This window comes from Chlamydiota bacterium, assembly GCA_012729785.1.
In the GTDB taxonomy this organism is placed as follows: domain Bacteria; phylum Auribacterota; class Tritonobacteria; order UBA1439; family UBA1439; genus UBA1439.
In genome coordinates this window covers 1-21,093 of record JAAYCL010000035.1, presented here as the reverse complement: position 1 = coordinate 21,093, position 21,093 = coordinate 1, and the positions used below count along the sequence as shown (strand labels likewise).

At 67.9% G+C, this 21,093-nt stretch carries 29 protein-coding genes; 7 read left to right on the top strand and 22 right to left on the bottom strand.

Annotation, left to right across the window (positions count from 1 at the left end):
- Positions 1–243: 243 nt before the first annotated feature.
- Positions 244–945 (top strand): energy transducer TonB, encoded by a 702-nt coding sequence (locus GXY35_07975; protein ID NLW94511.1) that lies wholly within the window; start codon positions 244–246, stop codon positions 943–945.
- A gap of 49 nt (positions 946–994) precedes the next feature.
- Here GXY35_07975 and nth read toward each other — a convergent pair whose 3' ends face one another.
- The 19 genes from nth to GXY35_07880 all read right to left on the bottom strand — a co-directional run bounded on the left by nth (position 995) and on the right by GXY35_07880 (position 12,347).
- Positions 995–1,645, bottom strand: a complete 651-nt coding sequence (gene nth, locus GXY35_07970) for an endonuclease III (protein NLW94510.1) — start codon at positions 1,643–1,645, stop codon at positions 995–997.
- Positions 1,646–1,758: 113 nt separating this feature from the next.
- Positions 1,759–2,478 carry a High molecular weight rubredoxin gene (locus GXY35_07965; protein ID NLW94509.1) on the bottom strand — a complete coding sequence of 240 codons (720 nt, stop codon included), beginning with the start codon at positions 2,476–2,478 and terminating at the stop codon, positions 1,759–1,761.
- A gap of 51 nt (positions 2,479–2,529) precedes the next feature.
- Positions 2,530–3,330 (bottom strand): ZIP family metal transporter, encoded by an 801-nt coding sequence (locus tag GXY35_07960; GenBank protein ID NLW94508.1) that lies wholly within the window; start codon positions 3,328–3,330, stop codon positions 2,530–2,532.
- 88 nt (positions 3,331–3,418) lie between these two features.
- Positions 3,419–4,315, bottom strand: coding sequence for a DUF2156 domain-containing protein (locus GXY35_07955; protein ID NLW94507.1), 897 nt, complete (start codon positions 4,313–4,315; stop codon positions 3,419–3,421).
- A complete protein-coding gene (locus GXY35_07950; GenBank protein NLW94506.1) occupies positions 4,312–4,728 on the bottom strand; it encodes a GNAT family N-acetyltransferase in 417 nt (138 codons plus the stop codon). The genes GXY35_07955 and GXY35_07950 overlap by 4 nt, the downstream gene beginning before the upstream one ends.
- Before the next feature lie 7 nt (positions 4,729–4,735).
- Entirely contained in the window at positions 4,736–4,969 is a 234-nt protein-coding gene (locus GXY35_07945; protein NLW94505.1) for an NrdH-redoxin, read from the bottom strand.
- Between the two features lie 133 nt (positions 4,970–5,102).
- Positions 5,103–5,699, bottom strand: a complete 597-nt coding sequence (locus tag GXY35_07940; protein ID NLW94504.1) for a flavodoxin family protein — start codon at positions 5,697–5,699, stop codon at positions 5,103–5,105.
- Positions 5,696–6,154: a pyridoxamine 5'-phosphate oxidase family protein gene (locus GXY35_07935; GenBank protein NLW94503.1), complete on the bottom strand. Its 459-nt coding sequence runs from the start codon at positions 6,152–6,154 to the stop codon at positions 5,696–5,698. The genes GXY35_07940 and GXY35_07935 overlap by 4 nt, the downstream gene beginning before the upstream one ends.
- A gap of 31 nt (positions 6,155–6,185) precedes the next feature.
- Entirely contained in the window at positions 6,186–6,347 is a 162-nt protein-coding gene (locus tag GXY35_07930; protein ID NLW94502.1) for a hypothetical protein, read from the bottom strand.
- 343 nt (positions 6,348–6,690) lie between these two features.
- The gene (locus tag GXY35_07925; GenBank protein NLW94501.1) at positions 6,691–7,392 is read right to left on the bottom strand and encodes a phosphoribosyltransferase; all 702 of its coding nucleotides are present in this window, start codon (positions 7,390–7,392) and stop codon (positions 6,691–6,693) included.
- An 8-nt stretch (positions 7,393–7,400) separates the two neighbouring features.
- Entirely contained in the window at positions 7,401–7,853 is a 453-nt protein-coding gene (locus GXY35_07920; GenBank protein NLW94500.1) for a YbhB/YbcL family Raf kinase inhibitor-like protein, read from the bottom strand.
- A 74-nt stretch (positions 7,854–7,927) separates the two neighbouring features.
- The gene (locus GXY35_07915) at positions 7,928–8,500 is read right to left on the bottom strand and encodes a thioredoxin domain-containing protein (protein NLW94499.1); all 573 of its coding nucleotides are present in this window, start codon (positions 8,498–8,500) and stop codon (positions 7,928–7,930) included.
- Between the two features lie 142 nt (positions 8,501–8,642).
- Complete coding sequence (locus GXY35_07910; GenBank protein ID NLW94498.1) at positions 8,643–9,131, bottom strand: TlpA family protein disulfide reductase; 489 nt, start codon at positions 9,129–9,131, stop codon at positions 8,643–8,645.
- 13 nt (positions 9,132–9,144) lie between these two features.
- A complete protein-coding gene (locus tag GXY35_07905) occupies positions 9,145–9,855 on the bottom strand; it encodes a hypothetical protein (GenBank protein NLW94497.1) in 711 nt (236 codons plus the stop codon).
- The gene (locus tag GXY35_07900) at positions 9,852–10,166 is read right to left on the bottom strand and encodes a thioredoxin family protein (protein NLW94496.1); all 315 of its coding nucleotides are present in this window, start codon (positions 10,164–10,166) and stop codon (positions 9,852–9,854) included. The genes GXY35_07905 and GXY35_07900 overlap by 4 nt, the downstream gene beginning before the upstream one ends.
- Before the next feature lie 136 nt (positions 10,167–10,302).
- Entirely contained in the window at positions 10,303–10,821 is a 519-nt protein-coding gene (locus GXY35_07895; protein NLW94495.1) for a ferritin, read from the bottom strand.
- Positions 10,822–10,856: 35 nt separating this feature from the next.
- On the bottom strand, positions 10,857–11,354 hold the full coding sequence (locus GXY35_07890; GenBank protein NLW94494.1) for a ferritin family protein: 498 nt from the start codon (positions 11,352–11,354) through the stop codon (positions 10,857–10,859).
- Between the two features lie 22 nt (positions 11,355–11,376).
- Positions 11,377–11,751: a desulfoferrodoxin gene (locus tag GXY35_07885; GenBank protein NLW94493.1), complete on the bottom strand. Its 375-nt coding sequence runs from the start codon at positions 11,749–11,751 to the stop codon at positions 11,377–11,379.
- A gap of 194 nt (positions 11,752–11,945) precedes the next feature.
- Complete coding sequence (locus GXY35_07880) at positions 11,946–12,347, bottom strand: transcriptional repressor (protein ID NLW94492.1); 402 nt, start codon at positions 12,345–12,347, stop codon at positions 11,946–11,948.
- Positions 12,348–13,033: 686 nt separating this feature from the next.
- Between GXY35_07880 and GXY35_07875 the strand changes: the two genes are divergently transcribed.
- The 5 genes from GXY35_07875 (at position 13,034) to GXY35_07855 (ending at position 16,734) form a co-directional block, all read left to right on the top strand.
- Positions 13,034–13,978 carry an AraC family transcriptional regulator gene (locus GXY35_07875; protein ID NLW94491.1) on the top strand — a complete coding sequence of 315 codons (945 nt, stop codon included), beginning with the start codon at positions 13,034–13,036 and terminating at the stop codon, positions 13,976–13,978.
- Positions 13,979–14,069: 91 nt separating this feature from the next.
- Positions 14,070–14,555 (top strand): SAM-dependent methyltransferase, encoded by a 486-nt coding sequence (locus tag GXY35_07870; GenBank protein ID NLW94490.1) that lies wholly within the window; start codon positions 14,070–14,072, stop codon positions 14,553–14,555.
- 202 nt (positions 14,556–14,757) lie between these two features.
- The gene (locus GXY35_07865; GenBank protein NLW94489.1) at positions 14,758–15,228 is read left to right on the top strand and encodes a GyrI-like domain-containing protein; all 471 of its coding nucleotides are present in this window, start codon (positions 14,758–14,760) and stop codon (positions 15,226–15,228) included.
- 75 nt (positions 15,229–15,303) lie between these two features.
- Entirely contained in the window at positions 15,304–15,798 is a 495-nt protein-coding gene (locus tag GXY35_07860; protein NLW94488.1) for a hypothetical protein, read from the top strand.
- A gap of 21 nt (positions 15,799–15,819) precedes the next feature.
- Positions 15,820–16,734, top strand: a complete 915-nt coding sequence (locus GXY35_07855) for a transglutaminase domain-containing protein (protein ID NLW94487.1) — start codon at positions 15,820–15,822, stop codon at positions 16,732–16,734.
- A 62-nt stretch (positions 16,735–16,796) separates the two neighbouring features.
- Here the strand turns inward: GXY35_07855 and GXY35_07850 are convergent, their stop codons facing one another.
- A complete protein-coding gene (locus GXY35_07850) occupies positions 16,797–16,955 on the bottom strand; it encodes a hypothetical protein (protein NLW94486.1) in 159 nt (52 codons plus the stop codon).
- Positions 16,956–17,151: 196 nt separating this feature from the next.
- Here GXY35_07850 and GXY35_07845 point away from each other — a divergent pair, with 196 nt between their 5' ends.
- Entirely contained in the window at positions 17,152–18,879 is a 1,728-nt protein-coding gene (locus GXY35_07845; GenBank protein ID NLW94485.1) for a hypothetical protein, read from the top strand.
- Between the two features lie 54 nt (positions 18,880–18,933).
- Here the strand turns inward: GXY35_07845 and GXY35_07840 are convergent, their stop codons facing one another.
- Both GXY35_07840 and GXY35_07835 read right to left on the bottom strand, forming a co-directional pair.
- A complete protein-coding gene (locus GXY35_07840; GenBank protein NLW94484.1) occupies positions 18,934–19,947 on the bottom strand; it encodes a hypothetical protein in 1,014 nt (337 codons plus the stop codon).
- A gap of 122 nt (positions 19,948–20,069) precedes the next feature.
- Positions 20,070–20,864: a caspase family protein gene (locus GXY35_07835; protein ID NLW94483.1), complete on the bottom strand. Its 795-nt coding sequence runs from the start codon at positions 20,862–20,864 to the stop codon at positions 20,070–20,072.
- Positions 20,865–21,093 lie beyond the last annotated feature (229 nt).

Below are 21,093 nucleotides of genomic sequence, written 5' to 3'. Positions count from 1 at the left end.
CTGCGGGGGCCGCGGGGGCGCACCCGCGCCGGCGCGCCGGCGCGAAACGACAGCCCCGCCGGCCATCCGGTTTCACGGAAGGGTCCGGCGGACGCCCCCGCGGGGCGGGGAAACGGGCCCGCCGCCCCCGATATACAAGGCCAACTATATCGGTTGCCTCGCCCGGCGCCGGTATGGTACATACCATGGGGGGCGGGGTCTCCGCGAGGGGCCCCGCCGAATGCGGCGATGCGGAGGCGGGCCATGATCGGCGACAAGAGGCTTGGGGCGGCGCTCCTGCTCTCCCTGCTCGTCCACGCCGCCGCGTTTGCGGCGGGATGGACGGCGCGCCTCCCCGCCGGGACGGCGGAGGAGGAGTGGGCGTGCGCCTTCACCGTGGGCTCCGTCTGCGAGACCGCCGCGGCCTCCCCCTCCAGCGCGGCGTTTATCCCCGCTTCCCCACGGCCGGTCGGCGAGGCCGAATCTTCGCGGGACTCCGATCCGGAAACGGACAGGCCCCGCGAGCGGCGCCTCCGCGCGGCGGCGATCGCGCCCGACGCCGCGTCCGCCCCCTCCCGGGAAGAGGCGGAAGGCGGCGCGGCGCCCCCCGCCTTTCTGGCGTCCCTCCCCTCGCGCGGCAACGACGGAAGGGCGGCCATGACGGGGGGCGGGGGGCGCGACGACTATCTCGCCGCGGTCCGGCGCAAAATCGCCACGCGGAAGAGATTCCCCTCCGAGGCGCTCAACGAGGGGCAGCGCGGAACGGCCGTCGTCGCCTTCAGGATACTCACCGACGGGGACGTCTCCGGCGTCCGGGTCGTGCAAAGCTCCCTCTCGCCGATCCTCGACGCCGAGGCGGGGATGACGGTGCGCCGCGCCGCCCCGTTCCCGCCGCCCCCTCCCCGTCTCGGCCCCTCCCCGCTGGAGATCCGGGTGCCGATCTCGTTCGAGATCGAGAGGCGGTAGCGTCCCCCGCCGCCAGGAGGTGGTCCGAACGGCCCCGCCCGTGAGGAGGTCAGAGCTCGGGGAAGAACTTCGTCGCCGACGGGCAGAGGCGCTTCAGGGGGCAGTCGGGGCAGCGCGGCTTCTTCGCCCGGCAGATCGCCCGCCCGTGGTTCACCAGCAGGTGGTTGAAGTCCAGCCAGTCCCCCTTCGGGACGATCGCCATCAGGTCGCGCTCGATCTTCACCGGGTCCTCCTCGGCGCTCAAGCCGAGCCTCCGCGAGAGCCGGCGCACGTGCGTGTCCACGGCGATCCCTTCCGCCTTCCCGTAGGCGCTCGAGAGGACGATGTTCGCCGTCTTGCGCGCCACGCCCGGAAGCGCCACCAGCTCCTCCATCGTGTCGGGCACGTTGCCGCCGTGCTCCGCGACGATGTGCTTCGCCGCCCCGATGATATTCCTGGCCTTGTTCCGGAAGAATCCCGTCGAGCGGATCTCCTTCTCGAGGATGGCTTGTTTCGCCCTCGCGAAGTGCGCGGCGGTCGGGTACTTCCCAAAGAGGGACGGGGTGACCATGTTGACCCGCGCGTCCGTGCACTGGGCCGAGAGGATCGTGGCGACGAGCAGCTGGAACGGGTCCTCGTGCCGGAGCGCCGTGCGGCTCTCCGGGTAGTTCTCCCGAAGGATCGCGACGATCTCCCCGATCCTTCCGCGTGCGGATCTCATGCGGCCCTCTGTCGGTTCAGAAACGGCAAGGCGTGGCGGCAAACGGCCGGGTGTCATCCCCGGCCGCACGCGCGTCCCGCATGCCTCCCGTGCAACAACGGGCCCTCTGCGGCTCACCCCTCGGGCGAGAACTGGTCCTTGCCCGCGCCGCAGATCGGGCAGACCCAGGCGTTGGGGAGCTTCTCGAACGGGGTGCCGGCGGCAACGCCGTTGTCCGGGTCGCCCTCGGCCGGGTCGTACACGTAGCCGCAAACGTCGCAGATGTACTTCTGCATCGGGTTCTCCTTTCGCTCGTTCTCCGCGGCGCCCGAGGCGGACGCCGGCATGTAGGTGGGGGCGTTCTTGGGGGTCTTCCCCCGCAGATGCTCCCGGTAGTAGGCGTAGGTGAGCGGCTTCCCCGCCTTCAAGGTCTCCGCCTCCACCAGGTCGGCGATGAAGATGCTGTGCGTCCCGGCGTCGACCGTCGAGACGACCCTCCCCTCGAAGACCGCGAGGGCGTTCTCGGTGACGACCGGGCAGCCGGTCTTCCCGATCCTCGAACAGACCTTGGGTATCTTGTCGATCTTCCGGCCCGAGTTGAAACCGAAGATGCCGATGAACTTGAGCGGCGCCGATTCGTCGAGGACGGAGACGGCGAAGGTTCCGCTTTTGGCGATATAGTCGTGCGTGAGGTTGTCCTTGTGGATGCAGACCGAGATCCGGGGCGGATCGGCGGTCACCTGGCTGACGGTGTTGGCGATGAGGCCGGTCGCCTTCTCCCCGTCGCAGGAGGAGACGATATAGAGGCCGTACGTCACCTTGAACAGCGCCGTCGGATCGATATCCCGGTGCATCCTGTCCCCCCTCCCTCTCAACGAGAAACGAGAAAACGAGAAACGGCAGTCCTATCCCAGCCCCACGTCGAGCACCATCATCACGGCGAACCCCGTCATCGCGCCGAGCGTGGCGAAGTCGGTGTTGCCGCCGCGCTGCGACTCGGGCACGATCTCCTCGACCACGACATAGATCATCGCCCCGGCCGCGAAGGCGAGCGCGTACGGGAGCACCGGCATCGCGACGAGGACGAGCGCCGCGCCCAGCACCGCCGCGACCGGCTCGACCGTTGCGGAGAGTTGCCCGTACCAGAGGCTCATCCGTTTGGACAAGCCCTCCCGGCGGAGCGGCATCGAGACCGCGAGCCCCTCGGGAAAATTCTGGATGCCGATCCCGAGGGCGAGGGCGACCGCCCCCGCGAACGAGGCGGAGGGGAGGCCGGCGGCCGCCGCGCCGAAGGCGACCCCGATGGCGAGCCCCTCGGGGATGTTGTGCAGGGTGATCGCCGTCACGAGGAGCGTGGTCCTGCGCCATTTTGTATGGATCCCCTCGGCCTCCTCGCCGGCGAAGAAGAGGTGGAGGTGCGGGAGGGTCCGGTCGACGAGCCAGAGGAAGGCGCCGCCGAGGAGAAATCCGGCCGCGGCCGGAAACCAGGCGGGCAGCGCCTTCCCCTCCGACATCTCTATCGCGGGGGCGAGGAGCGACCAGTAGCTCGCCGCGATCATCACCCCGGCGGCGAACCCGAGCATTCCGTCGAGCGCCTTCCGGCTGAATCCGCGCCCGACAAGCGCGAGGCTCGCCCCGGCCGCGGTCATCCCCCACGTGAAGAGGGTGGCCAGCAGCGCGTGGACGACCGGGTGGAGATCCCTCATCCGTTCCCCCCTGCGTATCCCCGGCGCGCAACGCCGCGCCGGTCAGCCTGCACCGGGCGCGCTCTTTGCCTCCCGGACCGGCGGCTGTTCAGGCGCGCCTCCGCAACAGATATGTCTTCACCGTGAACGCGGGACAGTACGAGCGCTTCGACTTCCGAAGCCCCTCGATCCCGACGTCCTGCTCGCGGTTGATATACTCGTACCGGCCCTGGAGCAGGCGCGCGGTCTCCCAGTTGATCGCCTGCGCCGAGCCCTTGATCAACGGGTCGTACTTCTCGAAATGGACGTCGGCGGTGTTCTGGTTCAGTCGGTCGAAGACCGAGAACCCCGCGAGCCGCCCGTTCGCGAAGAGCACAAGGCCCTCGAGGCCCAGCGCGTCGAACGCGTCGAGGGCGCGCTTCATCGCGGAGGTCTCGTGCGTGAAGGCGAGCTGCTCGCAGAACTTCTCCTCGCACCATTTTTCGGCCAGGGCGAAACAGTCCGCGGCGTGGCGCTTCTCCATCGGCTCGCAGCGCGCCCCGGGGTTGTTGCGCCGGAACTGCGAGAGCAGGTTCTTCTTCCGGTGCAGCCGGTTGCCCTTGAGCTCCACCAGGGCCTTCGCCGAGTAGACGTAGTCGGCGTTGTCGGTATCGACGATCATTTCGAACGTCTCGCCGAGGGCGGGGGTCTTCTCGACGAATTCCGCGTCGACGAACGCGAAGTCGCCGCGTTTCCCCGCCTCGCGGAGATCGTCGGAAAGGAGGCGCATCCCCGCGGCGGAGATCGGCGCCCCGACCGGCATCAGGAGGACGTCGTCCCTCGCGCTGTAGATGAGGAGCCGGCCATCGCAGATCCTCCATCCGAGTCCGTAGATCTCGCCCCACGCGTACAGGTTGACGAAGTTGTAGTCGGACGAGTTGCGGTTCGCCGCGGCGAAAAACGGCTGGATGATCGCGCGGTCGTCGAGCTGCACCCGCTTGAAGGAGCCGGGGTCGAGGCGGGTCATCGCCCCCTCCATCGCATCGGGCGGAAGCCCCGCATCGCACGGAAGCCGAGGCCCCGGTAGAAGGTGTGCGCGCCCGGCTCGGCGACGAGGCCGATCCAGTCGACGCCGCGGCGCCGCAGACACCGGACGATCTCGGCGATGATCCGCCCGCCGACCCCGCGGTTCCTGAAGTCGCGCAGGACCGTCACGTCCTGGATGTAGGCGTCGCTCACCCCGTCCGAGAGCGCCCTCCCCATCCCGACGAGGCGCCGTTCGCAGAAGGCCCCGACGAAGCAGACGGAGCCCCGCACGAGCGCCTCCAGGTATCCGGGCGGAGGCGGAGCGGACGGCTTCCACCAGCCCGCCTCGCGGTAGAGGCGCAGCAGATCGTCTCCGCGCACCCTCCTGACGGCCCGCACCTCGATCCGTTCCATCGCCCGCCTAGAGCCCCAGCGCGCTGTCGATCGCCCCCCTGTCGAACCCGACGATCATCGCGCTGTCGATCTCGATCACGGGGACGCCCATCTGGCCCGACCTGCGCATCATCTCCTCCGCGCGCGCCCGGTCGGTCCCGACGTCGACATACTCGAATTGGACCCCCTTCCCCTCGAGGTACGACTTCGCCTTCGTGCACCAGGGGCACGTCGCCGTGCCGTACACCGTCACCTTCGCCATACGATCATCCTTTCTTTATAGGTGCCACAGAGTGCACAGAGGACACAGAGACCTGCCGCCGAAACTACAGTTTCTTGTTTCTCGCTTCAGGCTTTGGTGTTCTCTGCGCGCTCTGTGTCCTCTGTGGCGGCGTTTAGGTTTTCCCGACAAGCCGCGCGCCCAGCGCGCGCGCCGCCCGCAGCGTCTCCGGCATCCCCGCCACGACCCCCTTGTCCTCCACGCCCGGGCAGTAGAGCTCTTCGCAGAGCCGCGCGTGCGCCGTCGCGGCCCAGTTCCGCACGACCTGGCGCGCGTTCTCGAAAAAATCCCTCCGGTCGCCCGCGGCGCAGGCGATGAAACCGCACACCCGCTCGCCGGGAAAAAGCCGGATCCCCCGACGGTGCTCGGCGAGCCAGACGCACTGGAACCGGTCGATCATCGTTTTCATCTGGGCGCTCACGCTGCCGAAGTAGATCGGCGAGGCGAGGACGACCGCCCCGGCGCCGCGTACGGCGGCGAAGACCTCCCGCATCCCGTCCCGCACGGCGCACGGTTCGCCGGCCGCCGCCTCCTCGCGGCCGTTGCAGGGGGCGATGCGAAGGCGGCGGAGCGCCAGTTTCACCGTCCGGGCGCCGCCCTCCTCCGCCCCGCGCAGCGCCTCGTCGAGGAGCAGGTCCGTGTTCCCGCCCTCCCGGGGGCTCCCGGCGATGCCCGCGACGAGTGTCGGATCGGGGGGCGGGGCCGCGCTCATTTCATATGCCCGGGCGTGAGATCCACGATCCCGTCCACCTCGAGGACGATCAGCCGCTTCGGCACGGGGAGGAGCGCCTCCGGGTGCCGCGGGTGCGGCTTCTCTCCCCGGATGCTCTTGATGATCCGGTGCGTGATGCGCCTGCTGATCCTCCCGCGCCACTCCTCGATCAGCGCCGGGTCCATCTCATCCGCCTCCGCGAGCCGGGCGGTCCCCTTCAGGCAGTAGCCGGCGAAATGGTCCTCGTCCACCGCGGTGATGCTCATCCGCGGATTCCGTTCGAGGTTGCGGGAGGTGGTCCCCGAGTAGAGGTCGAGGAGGTAGACGCGCCCCTCCGCCTCCATCTTCACGATCCCCTTGCAGGCGGCGTGCGGCGTCCCGTCCTTCCCGACGGTCGCGACGATCGCGAAGTGCTGCGCGGTGAAGAGGCGGGCGACCTCGTGCGGAATCTCCATCGTCGACCCCTTTCCCCCGCGGCGGGAACGATCACCGCCCGCGCGCGACGAGCGCCCCGATGACGGCGCCGACGACGGTGCTCACCCACGGGTTGCTCGTGAGCGGGCAGGTCCCCGTCGCGCACCTGCCGAAATACCCGACGGCGAACCCCGCCCCGCCCCCTATGACGATGCCCAGCGCCAACCTGATCATCGATCCCCCTTCCGGAAAGATTACTAGTATACCCCAGGCGCGCCCGGCGCGCTAGGCCCGCCGCGCGAGGAAGGCGCGGATCTTCTCCTCCCTGCCCGTCGCGCGGGCCGGGGCGGCGATTCGCCCATCCCCCCCGTGCCGGCGCTTTCAGGTCAGAGCGCCTGCGGTTTCGCGCCCGTCGGACGGCTCACGATGAAGATCGCCTCCGTCGGGCAGGCCATCGCGCGCGCCGTCGCCGATGCGGTTCCTGATGCCGGGCGCGTCTGGGCCGGGTTTCCCGCAGAGGACCGCGCAGTGGGAGCGGCCAGTGCACCGCACCTCGTTCACCTCGGGCACGTTCCCCTTAACGAACTCTCTCCCGAACGCCTCCGCCACCTCCGCCTCGATCCGTCTCCCCGCCATGGCGCGCCACATTTGGCGGCTTCTCCCATCGCCGCATCAGCTCCAGAACCTCCTTGTCGGAGAGATCGTGCCAGTCCGCGTACGCCTGGGCGACGGCGTGAAAATCCTCCGGGATCTCGAGGATCACCGCCTCGTCCGCCTCCCGCCCGATCGCCCGGGCGACATCGGGCCCCGCCACAGGCGCCGCCGCCACGATCCTCCCCGCCCCCGCCCGCCGGCACAGCATGATGCTTGCCCGCATCGTCGAGCCCATGGCGATCCCGTCGTCGACGAGGATCACCGTCCTCCCCTGGATCGGGGGAAGCGGCCGCCCGCCCCGCAGCGCCCTGATCCTGCGCCGGATCTCGTTGCGCTGGGCGCGGGCGATCTCCTCCGCCTCGTCCCGCGCCACCCACCGCGCCGCCGCCTCGTGGATGAAGACGCTCCCGTCCTCGGCGATCGCCCCGAAGCCGGATTCCGGGTCGGCGGGGAACGGCAGTTTTCTCGATACCACGAGGGAGAAATCCGCCTCGAGGTGCCGCGCCACCTCGTCCCCCACCACCGCGCCGCCGCGCGGGATGGCGAGCACCAACGCGCCGCTCCCCCGGTACTTCTCGAGCGCGCAGGCGAGCCTCCGCCCCGCGTCGACCCTGTCCCTGAACACCGCCCCCCCTACTTCTTGAACGTTCCGACGAGCCGCGCCTCCGCGAGCACGCGGCCCTTCATCGCCGCGAGGAGGCGCTCCTTGGTGACCGTGCCCGCGAGATCGAGCTTCGCGTCGAGGGCGTAGAGCGTGAAGAAATACCGGTGCGTCCCGCTCGGCGGACAGGGCCCCCCGTAGCCGACCGCGCCGAAGTCGGTCATCCCCTGCCTCGCGCCGCCCTCGAGCTTGTCGGTCTTGGGGACCCCCTCGCGGAAGGCGCGGGTCTCGGGCGGTATATCGAACACCACCCAGTGGACCCAGGTGCCCATCGGCGCGTCCGGGTCGTCGCAGATGAGCGCCAGGCTTTTCGCCGCGGCGGGAACGCCGTCCCACGCGAGCGGCGGCGAGATATCCTCCCCCCGGCAGGTGTGCCTGGCCGGTATCGCCCCGCCCTCCTCGAACGCCGAACTGGTGAGCCGCATACGCACCTCCCCTCCCGCGCCCGGCGCCGCGCATACGAGCGCCGCCAGGCACGCCATCCGCACCGCCGCGTCCCTCATCGCCGCACCTCCGCGTCGAGCATCGCCTCGAACCTCTCCGGCTCCGTCACCGGGAGCGCGCAGGCGCTCCCGCCGCAGACGTACGCCGCCGCCCTTCCTCCCACCGGCCCCATCGCGCCGAGGTACGGCGCGAGCAGTTCGGCGAGGCCGGGCATCCCGCCGCGCCTCCGTGCGGGGAGATAGGTGCCGGCGAAGAACGGCTTCCCGTCGGGCGTCGCCAGGACGGTGAGGGGCCAGCCGCCGCCCCCGGTCATCGCCGCGCACGCCTCTATGTAGACCTTGTCGACGTCCGGGCGCTCCTCCCGGTCCACCTTGATCGGGATGAAATGCTCGTTCAGGAGGGCGGCGATTTCCTCGTCCTCGAACGACTCCCGCTCCATCACGTGGCACCAGTGGCAGGCCGAGTAGCCGATCGAGATGAAGAGCGGTTTGCGTCCGCGGCGGGCCGCCGCGAACGCCTCGCCCCCCCATGGACGCCAATCGACCGGGTTGGAGGCGTGCTGAAGCAGATAGGGGCTCTTCTCGCGGAAGAGACGGTTGAGGCGCCTGGGGACGGCTTCGGCGTCCATCGGCGCGGACCTCCCGGGAGCGCCCCGCGGGGCGCTCCCCGGGGGACGTTCCGTGTAGGCGGGGGAACAGGCGTACGGGACGACGGCGGCGGCCGCCGCACCTTCCTTCCCGGCGTCGCGCGGGCGGGGAAACGCCGGGCGCCTACTTCCCCGTACCGCCCAAAAGCTTCTCCAGCTCCTTCTCCACGTCGCGGCAGTCGCGGCAGACGATCGTCCCGTCCTTCCCGATGAGGGTCTTGCTCGGGATGCCGCGCACCCCGTAGGCCTTGGCGGTCGCGCCGCTCTCGTCGAGCAGTACGCGGTACGCGATGCCGTGTTTGGCGGCAAACGCGGAGACCTTCTTCGCGCTCTCCTGGATGTAGATGCTGAGGAGGACGAACCCCTGGTCTTTGCGGGCCGCGGCGATCGCGTTGAGCCCCGGGATCGCCATGCGGCAGTGGGGGCACCAGGTGGTGTTGAAGGAGATGAGCACGACCTTCCCCGCGAAATCTCCCGGCTTCACCGTCTTCCCGTCGAGATCCTTCAGCGAAAAATCGGGCGCCCGGTCGCCGGGCGCGGGCGCGGCGGCGGCGATCCCCGCCGCGCACAGGGCGATGACGACGGATAGTGCGAGGACGCACGAAACACGCATTCGATCCCTCCTTTCAGATCCACAGGTTGCCGGCGGTGAAGACGAAATACTCCCCCATCGCGATCAAGACCCATCCGAAGAACTGCTTGATCCGCACCATCCATGCGCCCGCGGCGGGAAGGCCGGCGAGGAGGCCGGAAAAGGTCCCGACCAGTATCTGGAGCGTCCCCATCCCGAGGGCGAAGACGAAGAGCAGGCTCATGCCGAACGCGACGTTCCCCTCGCTCGCCACGTAGCCCAAAAGCACCGCCATCACCGGGGCGGTGCAGGGACCCAGGACGAACCCGGACGCCGCGCCGACGAGAAACGCCCCGGCGAACCCGCGCCGCCCCTGCGCGGCCCCCGCGCCGGAGAGGAATCGCGGCAGCGGGAGCGCGAAGACGTCGAGCATCGAGAGGCCGAGGAGGAAAAAGAGGTTCCCGACGACGAGGTAGGTCCACGGGCTCGACTGGACGCTCCCGAAGAGCGTCCCGGTCAGGGCGGCGATGCTCCCCAGCGCGGTGTAGGTGACCGCCATCCCGAGCACGTACGCCAGGGAGAGGAGCAGGGCCTTCCCGCGCGAGCCCCCGCTCTGCCCGCCGATGTAGGCGACGGTGATCGGGATGACCGGATAGACGCAGGGCGTCAGGCTGACGAGGAAGCCGCCGAGGTATGCCGCGAGGAACGCCAGGAACGGCGCCCCCTGGAGATACGCATCGAGGCCGTCGAGGAAGTTCTGGATCACGCCAGCCTCTCCAGCGCCCGCGCGAGATCATCGTCGGAGACGTTGCCCGAGAGCCGGGCCTTCTCGGCCCCGTCCTTGAAGAAGAGCACCGCGGGGATGGCGAGGACGCCGAACGCGGCGGCGGTCTTGGCGGAGACGGCGATGTCGACCTTGCCGAACCGCGTCTCCCGGTGCTTCTCCTCGAGGGTCTGCACCCGCGGCGCCACCTTCGCGCACATCCCGCACCAGGACGAGGAGAAGAGCACCACGTACGGCCGGCCTGATTCGACGACCTCCCGCGTGAAATCGGCGTCCGTGAGTTCGCGCAGCACCGCACCCTCCTGTCCGCCGCCGCAGCCGAAACGGCGCAGATGAAACGACTCGCTCTCGCCGCGCACTGAGCGCGGCGGAGCGCCCTGCGATCGCCGATCCGCGTGGAGCGGCGCAACTCCCCGGCCCGAAGGCCTTTCAGCCCGCGGGAGCGGCCGGCGGGGGCGTGAAGACGCGCGCCGCGAGCTCGCGGTCGATCATGAAGAGCCCGCCGGGGGCCTCGGCGACCAGCCGCAGCTTCTGCACGATCCCGTCCGCCGAGGCCTCCTCCTCCACCTGCTCGTTCACGAACCACTGGAGGAGGTTGTGCGTGGCGTGATCCTCCTCCTTGCCGGCCAAGGTGACGAGGTCGCCGATCCAGCCGGTGACCTTCTGCTCGTGCGCATAGGCCTCCTCGAAGGCGTTGAGGGGCGAGGTCCAGGCCGCCGGCGGGGCGTCGATCGCCGCGAGCGTGACGCGGCCGCCGCGGTCGACGACGTAGCTGAAGAACTTCATGGCGTGCACGAGCTCCTCCTGCGCCTGCACCTTCATCCAGTTGGCGAACCCCCGCAGATTGACCGACTCGAAGAAGGCGGCCATCGCAAGGTACAGGTACGACGAGTAGAGCTCGCGGTTCATCTGCGCGTTCAGCGCGTTCTGCATCTTCGTATTGATCATCGTCCCCCCCCGCGGCTTCCGCGGCGAACCGGCCCTCAGCCCGCCGGCAGCGCTTCCCGCATCTCCCGGAGCAGCTTCGCGTGCAGGCGCTCCTCGCCGATGATGCGCTCGAGCTGGCGCGCCGCCGCCGCGCTCCGGGTGCGTTCGCGACAGATGTCGTAGAACCGCACCGTCCGATCCTCGATCAGCACGCCGAGAGAGAGCGCCTTCGCCGGCGTCTTCACGGCGCCGGCGAGGTCTTGGTACGGCCTGAAGATCCCGCTGTCGAGCACGTCGGCGAGGTCGTCCTCCTCGAACGGGTCCTCCTTTTCGCGCCTGACCCTCGCCAGTTCATCCTCGAAGAACGCGAGGTGCTCACGCTCCTGCCGCGCCAGGCCGAGGATCGTCTCCCGCGCCGCGCGGCCGGCCAGCCGGCCGGCCAGCGCCTCGTAGAAGGCGATCCCCTCGCGCTCTATGTTCGCGGCGATCTTGCACGCCTCGAGATCGGTGAAGTCGACCACGACGAGCCCGCCGGACCGCTCTTCTATGCGCATCCGCACCCTCCCCGGGAACCGTTCACGCCTTCCAGAGGCCGTGCAGGTTGCAGAGGGCGCGCGCGGAAAGCTGCGCCCCGGAGACGGCGAACTCCGCCTCCGGCCGATCGCCGGGCTTGAGGAACCGGCGGCAGACGACCCCGTCCGCGACGAGTTCTATCCACTCGATGTAATGCTTCTCCTCCATCGGGTGCGGGACGCTTCCGACGCGGACCTTGACCCCCGCGGCGGTCTTCTCGATGACCGGCACGTGCTTCTCGCGGGAGGCGTCGACGGTGTTCTCCTCGAAGCGCTTCATCTCCTGGCCGCAGCAAAAAAGCGCCCCCGCCCCCTCGTGGAGCACCTCCACGATGTTGGCGCACATATCGCACCTGTAGACCTGCAGACGTTTCGTCATCGCCCCCTCCTTTCCGCCTCCGGTATCCGGATCCTATGATAGAGAAATGGGGCCTGAAGGCAACCTCATTATTATTCCGCCTCGTGTTGACTTTTCGCCGCATGTGCGGAGCGGGGGGATCGTCGCCGCCGCGGAGTCGGGCGCATCGCGCCCAAGGGGAGAGCACGGCGAAAACGCGGGGCGCGGGAAGGGCCCTACTGTGCGGTCGGGACGCAGTTCGGACAGACGCCCTCGAACTCCATCGTGTGCCCGGTCACGGTGAAGCGGGTGACGGCGCTCGCGGCGCTCTCGATCGCCTCCAGCGGCTTCATCTCGAGGTCCTCGACGCAGCCGCACCGGTTGCAGCGGATATGGTAGTGGGTCTCCGTCGTGGCGTCGTAGCGGCGCTGTGTCCCGGCGAGCTCGAGCTTCCGTATCACCCCCCGCCCGGAGAGCGTCTCGAGATTCCTATAGATCGTCCCGAGACTGACACGGGGCAACCGCTCCCGCACCATCCGGTAGAGCTCGTCCGCGGTGGGGTGCGTCACCACCTTTTTGAGTTCGTCGAGGATAAGCTGGCGCTGCCGAGTAATTCTCAACCTCTGAACATCTTTCATCGAACAATCCCCCCCTCAGGAATGGTTATTACAAGGTGTAATGTACTCGATTTCGGAAGATTGTCAAGACATACTATGCAAGGATTTTGTCCGCATCCCGGAAACGGGACGTATGGCAGGTTTCTTCGCCGGTGCGGGCTGTTCCGTCGCGCGCCCGAACTCGAACGCATAAAGCATGTTGTGACGTGTCAACCCGAGACGGACGGGATTTGATGCTCCGATCGCAGGCCATTTCGAAACGGGCCAGGCGCTCCACCGCGTCATTCCGGCAGACGCCGGGATCCATACGGATCATACAAGATACGACATGTATGTTCGGATTCCCGCTTTCACGGGGATAAGGCTGTGGGGGGCACACGCGGAGCGAAGGGGGCGGTTGGTTTCGGCACCACCGTGCGCTGCAGCGCGTTCCATCCGGCGCGGCCTGCATGGCGGGAGATCTCCTCACACCAAATCTCCGCCGAAACGCCGTTTCCTCGTCCGGGCGATGCCGGATGCTGAGCCGTGCCGCGGCAGTGGACGCCGGGACCGACGCCCCTGTCGCGGGAGGCGAAACGGTGTCCGCGGGATATCCGCTCTCCGCTTTTCTCCATCCAATCGCCGGGAGAACGCCTCTCCCGCTCCGCGCCGCCGCTCCGGCAGGCCGGCCTGTCCGCCCCCCGCCCCGTGTGCTATCATACCCGCCGATGAAGGCGATCGTGCGGCCGGCGCTCGTGAAGGAGTACACGCGGCGCATCAACCTCGCTCGCGACTATATCCGGGCGCACCTCGACGGGGAGCTCACCGTCGAAACCGTCTCCCGCTCGGCTCTCTTCAGCCCGTTCCATTTCCACCGCCTCTTCACGGCGATGACCGGCGAGACGCTCTACGACCATATCCGGCGGCTCCGCCTCGAGAAGGCCGCGGGCACCCTCCTCAACGACCCCGCGCGCAGCGTCACCGACATCGCCCTGGACTGCGGCTTCGGCTCCTCCGCCGCGTTCGCCCGCGCCTTCCGGGAACGATTCGGGGCGAGCGCGTCCGAATGGCGGGCGTCGGGGGGGGCGAACAAGAGCAAGATGCGCAAAGCGAACCGCAAGGATTGGAAAGCGCCCTCCGCCCGGACGCGGTACCGTGGTGCGCGACAGGATTCGCCACCACAACCAGGGAGGTGCGTCATGAAGGTGGAGGTGAAGGAGCTGCCCGCGTACCGCGTCGCGTACGTGAGCAGCAGAAACGGGTACGAGGGGGAGGCGATCCACGAGGCGTACGAGACGCTGATGCGCTGGGCGGGGCCGCGCGGCATCCTCGGGCCCGGCGCGCAGGTCATCGGCGCGTCGTACGACAATCCGGAGATCACCGAGGCGGCCAAGTGCCGCTACGACGCCTGCGTCACGATCGGCGAGGGCGTGAAGGTGGAAGGGCCGGTCTCCGAGAAGCGTTTCCAGGGGGGGATGTACGCGGTCCACCGCTGGCGCGGCAGGCCGCAGGACGTCGGCGAGGTCTTCGGGCGGTTCATGGCCGAATGGTTCCCGTCGAGCGGCTACCAGCCAGGCGACGCGCCGTGCCTCGAGTTCTACCACGGCGACCCCGACTCGGATCCGAAGGGCGAGGTGCACGCCGACATCTGCATCCCGGTGAAACCCCTTTGACCCCTGGGGTCAAATCTTGCGTTTTGCGTTTTCGCCACGGGGGGCGGGCATTCCGCCCCCCATGCCTGACCGAGAAGGGAGACGACGAACCATGAAGAAGGGCGAATTCAGGATATCCCCGATAGGGTATGTCAGGGCGGACCAGCGCGGTTTCCGGCTCGAGATCGCGGAGGAGTACCGGGCGGGCCTCGAGGGCCTGGAGGGCTTCAGCCACGTGGACGTCCTATGGTGGTGCCACCTGCTCGACGGCGCCGGCCCGCGCGGCGCGGTGACATGCGAGCGGCCGTATCGGAAAGGCCCGGCGACGCTCGGCGTGTTCGCGACGCGCTCGCCCGCCCGGCCCAATCCGATCGCGGCCAGCGTGGCGCCCGTGCTCGGCATCGACCGCGTCGCCGGCATAATCCGCGTCCCGTGGATCGACGCCGAGGACGGGACGCCGATCCTCGACCTGAAGCCGTACCACCCCTCCGTGGAGCGGGTGCAAAACGCGGCCGTGCCCGGCTGGTGCACGCACTGGCCGAAATGGTTCGAGGATTCGGCCGATTTCGACTGGGGCTCGGAGATCGTGCACGGGTGACGGCCAGCTTGGTTCGCGTGGGCTCAAATCGTTATTCTTGAATTTTCACCCCGGGAGCACGAACGCGCCCCGCACCGCAAAGGGATTCATCATGAAGATTGCCCTCAGCAGAACAGCGTTCATTGCGTTCGCAGTGACAGTGAACCTGCTTACGTTCGGTTGCGCAACAGCTCCCCATCATTCGGGTAAAGGGGAGGTGCGCGTGCAGAAGATGCCTGAGATCCACGTGGCCTACGTGGAGCACAAAGGATTACACGAGGGCGGGGGGGAGGTCTACGATGAGCTCCTCGGGAAACTGACCGGGTGGGCCATCCCGAACGGATACTGGGATTTCCCGCGCACGACAAAGATCATCTGCATCTATCCCGATCCCCCCGGCGTTCCCGAAAGTGAAAAACGGCTCTGGCTCGGGATCACCCTTCAGAGGATCGTCCCCGCGCCGGCCGGGATCAACACGATGACTATTCCGGAGAACACCTGCGCAGTCGGAGGCTTCGTCATCGCGGAACGGGAGTTCGCGGACGCGTGGGGCTTCATGTACGACCGCTGGCTGCCGGAGAACGGCTATCGCCCCGCGGAGGGCTTGAGCTTCGAGCTGCAGAAGAACGACTCCTGCACGCATCCGGAAAAGAAGCATATCGTGGATATCTGCATTCCGGTCCGCAAAAACTGATCGCCGCGCTCGGCGGCGGGGAGGATCCGGGGCCGCGCCTCCGAAGGGGAAAAGCGCCGGATAGAGGAGGTATCAATGCACACGCGGACATGCGGTGACTTCACGCGCGACAGGGCGGGGTGGGTCATCGTTGCCCTCAATCTTCTCATGGCGGCGAATTCGACGATCTACTTCACGCGGATGCTGGGGGCGGGCGTGGACGGGTGGCTCGCGATGAACTCCTGCGCGCCGAGCATATTCGTCTTCTGCCTCGGCTACCTCCTCCGCCAGCGCCCCCTGATGGCGGTCGGCGTGGGGCTGATGTTCCGGTACGGGACGCTCGGACTCTACGTCTTCGGCTGGGACGGGATGAATCTCATCCCGCAGGCCGGGCACGTCCTCATGACGCTCGCCGTCGTCTACTTCGTCGTCCGAATGGTCCGCCTCGGCTGTCCGGGGGAGATCATTACGGCGGGCCTCACCGCGCTCGCGATGCTCTACGCGGAGTGGCAGTGGGACTGGTTCGGCCGGCATCCTGAGGTGCTGCAGGATCTGATGGACGGGACGCTCACGCCGGAGTTGTTCAGGTAGGGGGGCCGCATGGAAACCCGCATGATCGCCGCAGCGCTGTCGTGCCTCTTCGCCGCCGCGCTGCCGGGGTGCCGGCACGCGCCGGCGGGGTCGGCAGACGGCGCGGCGCAGCGGTTCTACCGCGCGCAGGGCCCGGTGACGGATCCCGGGAAGCACGCCGGCCTCTACGCGAACCTCCCGCGCGACGTCCGGGGGCTCTGCGGCGTCGTCCAGGGCGCAATGCTCCACGTCTTCTGGGCCGAGAAGCACGGCGTGACGCTCGCCGAGGAACGGAAGAGGGAGGTGAACCTCCGGACCGTCGAGCGTATGCTCGCGAGGATCGTCGAGCTCGACCCGAGGCCGCTCGCGGAAAGGCGGGAGCCCTCGAAGCGCCTGGTGGGCAACTGCCGAGACCATTCGGTCCTCCTTTGCTCGATGCTGCGCCACGCGGGAATCCCGGCGCGCGCGCGGTGCGGATTCGCCACGTACTTCACGCCGGGGCGCCACGAGGACCACTGGGTGGTCGAGCACTGGGACTCGGCACGGCGCCGCTGGGTGCGCGTGGACCCGCAGCTCGACGCGCTGCAGGTGAAGGCGCTCGGCATCTCGTTCGACCCATTCGACCTCCCCCCCGGGGCGTTTATCCCCGCGGGAGAGGCGTGGCGTCGTTGCCGGGCCGGCACGCTCGACCCCGACCGCTGCGGCATCTTCGACATGCACGGCCTCTGGTTCGTCAGGGGCGACCTGGTGCGCGACGTGATGGCGCTCAACGGCCTCGAGCTGCTCCCCTGGGACTGGAACACGCTGATGTCGCGCGAGCGGGAGCCGGATGCGGACGAGTACCGTCTGCTCGACCGGGCGGCGGAGCTTACCGCGAGGGATGTGCCGTTCGACGAACTCAAGGCGCTCTACGATTCCGAGACCGCGCTCCGCATGCCCGCAGACTGGACACCCTGATCGGCCCTGACGGGGCCCTGCGGGGGCAGATCTTCGTATCGGCATTCCCCCGACGCGAACAGTCAGTTCCTCAAACGTTTCGTGAGCCGGAAATCCACCCGCATCCTTGAGTCCAATTCCTTCCGCGCACGGCTGACCGTGCTGTAATCGACGCTCCCCGTCAAGCTCCCGATCGTGCGCCGCGCGGTGAGGCGATGCCGGCAGGACAATTCCATCAACATGATTCTCTCCTCAGATCGACGCCGTATCCGGCATGCCGCGTCCGCACTTCAAATTACATTCCAATTACACGCGCCTGACAATCGATTCCCTCCTTGCCGCGAAACTGGCCGCAGACCATTCGGGGATCGATGAACCCCGGCGGTAGCAACGTCCGGAAAGGGGAGGTGCGCGATGAGAGCGGGGATACGGTGTTCCGTGAGAGTTGCGGCGACATACCTGTCGTGCATGACGATGAGCGCGGCCACTCTATTCGCGGCGATGGCGCCCGATGTCGCAATGAACGCGCGGGGAGATGCCGTGGCGCTGTTCTGCGACATTCGCGGATTCGGGAACAACTACTTGTACGCGGCGAACCGGCGAGACGGCGTCTGGAGCGAGCCGGTGCTGATCGCCCGGGAGGAGGGCACCTACATCAGTCCGATATACTCCCAGGTGGGCATCGACGCTGCGGGGAATGCAATGGCGCTGTTTTTGCTGAACGACAGCGTGGCGGGGTACATCCCCTACGCCTGTCGATGGGACGGCTCGGCATGGTCTTCGGCGGCGCCGGTTTCCGGCGATCTGACCGGGGAGATCTATGACCTCGACTTCGCGATGGGTGCCAACGGCGAGGCGGTCGTCGCCTTTATCCTATACCGCGAGGGCGAATTCGACCGGGTCTACGCGAATCGCTGGAACGGCGCCGTCTGGACGGGACCGGTTACAATCGACAACGGCCTCAATCGCTGGCGGGCAGTGCCAGTGGCGGCGGCGGGAGACGGCGGCGGGGCAGCGGTGCTGTTCTGGGAATCCGACGATCTCGGCGGTTCCCGCCTGTGCGGAACCGTGTGGAATGGCTCCGGCTGGACGCCTCCCGAGGCGCTGGATGCCGGAGGCGAATACGATTTCGCACACGATATCGCCATGCGCGGGGACGGCACCGCAACGGCGATCTTCTGCGACAACGACGGTGTCGATGAGCGCCTGTACGCATCCGAATGGAACGGGGAGGCCTGGGGCGCGCGAACGACCCTGTACAGCGCCCGTGGGAGCAAGGAGAGCGACGATGACGGCATCTACTGGTCGGAACTTTCCGCGCGCCGCGCGGCGGGCCGTGTGGCGGTGTTCGGGTCCTGGGACGGCGCGCACTCGACACTCTACTCGAATTTCTGGAACAGCGGCGCGTGGTCGAGCGCCGGCGCCATCGACGCCGCCGATGCGACCGGTGTTGCGGTCGCAATGACCGATGACGAGCACGCGATCCTGCTCATCGCGCAGCACGAACGCCTCTATGCCCTTCACCGGGACGGTGGCGGGTGGGGCGCGCCTGTCGTGCTCTCCGCGTCCGAAACGGGACGTTGCCCGTACGCCGCCCTGGATTCGGACGGCCGGGGCAACGCGATCGCCCTCTTCGTGGAGTATGACGATTTGTGCCAGGAACACGGCCGGGTGTATGCCGAATCATGGAACGGCGCGGAATGGCTGGGGCCGTACCCTCTCGACCCGGTGTACACCCCTGAACCGCCCACACCTACCCCCACGCCGACGCCGGCCCCGCCGCCCGCTCCCGCGCCCCCCATCGATCTGCGACTGAACAAAAACATATACGCCACAAACGACAGGATCGTCGTCACGGCCGATATCCAGACCATCGATATTCCGTTCCATCCGTTCATCCAGGTATGGAAGCAGCAGCCCGACGGGAGCTACCGCTTCCTGCTGGGGTACTCGGGGAACGGTGGGTTCACGGAGTCCGCATCGACCTTCTATTTGAAGGGCGGGCCCCACACCGTCGCCTCTCCGATCGCGAACTATCCCGTCCTCGATTTCAACTTCAATGGGGTCGAGCCGGGAATGTATCAAATCAGGGTATCCGCGGCACTGGCCGTCGGCCGCGTGATGCCGATCTACACGGTGGATACGGAAGGGGCGGCGGTACGTTGACTGCGGGACCCGGGCGCTGGGGATCGGCGTTCCCTCAGCGCCTGGGGCCTGGGGTCAAATCTTGCCTTTTGCCTTTTTCGCGATCCGGACGGCCAACTTCTCCAACTTCTCGGCGAGACGCCCATCTTGTTCCATCCTCGATCTGAGTTCCGCCCTGCAATGGCTTATCGTGGCGTAATCCAGTCCCCCCATCAGCACCCCTATCTCTGTCCCGGTGAGATCGCAATATCTGTAGAGGAGTTCCTGCAGCAGCAGCCTGCCATCGGTCCGCTGCCCGCGCCTGCAGACTTCGTCCCTCTGAGAACCCGTCACGGCACAGTAGCGCTCGATCAAGACCTCCGGGTCGATTCTGACGCCGAGCGCACGCGCGGCGGGCTGCTCGCGCCGGTCTTCAGCCGCGGGAACCACCTTGTCCCTCACCCACGCGATGAACGCCTCCCCCCCGACGATCCCGTGCCCACGCGCCATCTCCAGCGGATTCCGCCCGTCCTCTTCCAGGCACTCCCGGATAAACCGCGCATATGCGTTCCGCCCTCGCGCTGTGTCCCCGCCGAAATGCTCCAGAACGCCCCCGTAATCGACGAACGGCTGCCGAGGGGCGAGCCCAAGATAGCCGGGGAGGCTGCTTTCGCGGCAACCCAAGAGGTGCCGCCATTTCTTGTCGACCGTGGCACCCTTGCACCTCTCCCCGCGCACGGGATTCAGGTGCGTGTACCGCGAGACCTCCAGCAGATGGCTATCCGCGTCGATCAGGAACGCCTTATAGCGCCCCTGGTACAGGTGCCCGACCCTCCCGTGAGCCCAGTTGAACGCCATCGTGTAGCAGATGTTGAAGTGCCGCATGAACTCCGAGAGGTTCGCTTTGAGCGTGCGCAGCACGAGGTGGAAATGGTTCGGCATGAGCACGTACACAAAGAGCGTGACGCAGTAGACCTCCAGGGAGCGCGCAAGAAGCTCGAGGAACTTCCGCCGGTCGCTATCATCGCGGAAGATCTCCCGGCGTTCGTTACCCCGGCAGGTCACATGGTAGTACGCCCCCGGATACTGGATGCGGAGTGGCCTCGCCATAGCCCCCCCCTTGCACACGCGCCTTCGTGTGCGGAAGTTCGATGCCGATCGGCGAAGTCCAGACGCCGAGCCTCTGCAGCTTCTCTCGCGACCCAAACGCACAAGGCAAGATTTGACCCCAGCTAGAGAGGGGAGAAGAGGGCACGGCGCTTGGCGGCGGCAGGGCCTTCGATCTGAGGGCGCTGCGGGTAGCCCGCGGCCGCCAAAGCCCTTCGCACGCGTGCGACGAGCTGCTCCCCCGTGATCCCGGGCCCCGACGCCTCGAGCTCCCGCACGGCGAACCAGCTGAAGGCTCCGCGCGTCACCCCGTCGAACTCCCCCTCAGATGCCGGTTCATCGTCCGCGGCGGCGCTCAAATACAGCTCCGCCATCCGCTCCTCGCCGATCCCCAGGATCCTGCGCCTGATCGGGGCCGCCGCCGTGAGCCTCCCCGCGACGGCGGCGGGGGGTTTCACGCACCGGATCCTTCCCCCGGGCATAAAGCGCGTCGCCGTCCCCGAGTAGCACGCGTCGGCGATGACGGTGAAGGCGATGCCGTTGGGGATACGGTCGAGGACGGGCCGGAGCTCGTCATCGGTGATGAGCCTTTCGAAGTCCGCCTCCCACGGGACCAGCGCCTCGTCCCTTCCGTCGGCCTCGTCCCCCCGGCCCCGCTCGGGAACCCACGTGCCGTGCCCGGAGTAGATGAAGACGCAAACGTCGCCGAGGCGCGCCTCCCCGACGAGACGTTCGAGCGACGCGAGGATAGTCCGCCGCGTTGCGTCTGCATCGAGGATGACCCGGATATCGCCGCGCCTGAAACCGAACCCGTCCTCGAGGAGGCGGGCCCAGGCGCGCGCGTCATTGCCGCAGCCGCGCAGGTCGATCCCCGCCCCGCGGTAGTCATCGATGCCGATGCAGACCGCCCTCTTCCTCATCCCCCCTCCCGGCGCCGCCGCGCTATCGCCACGATCCTACACCCTCCGAAGAGGAAGCGCAACCTCTTTGGGGCGGAGCCGTTGCGCTGTTTCTCTCCATTTGATCATGCAACAAAAAGTGTGGGCTTTCCGCCGAAGGGCTTAGTCAAATAGCCGGGCACAAGCTCTCCGGATTTATACACGACATACGTAAACAGCGCCAAATTGAGGTTTGCTCGTCCCTGGAAGT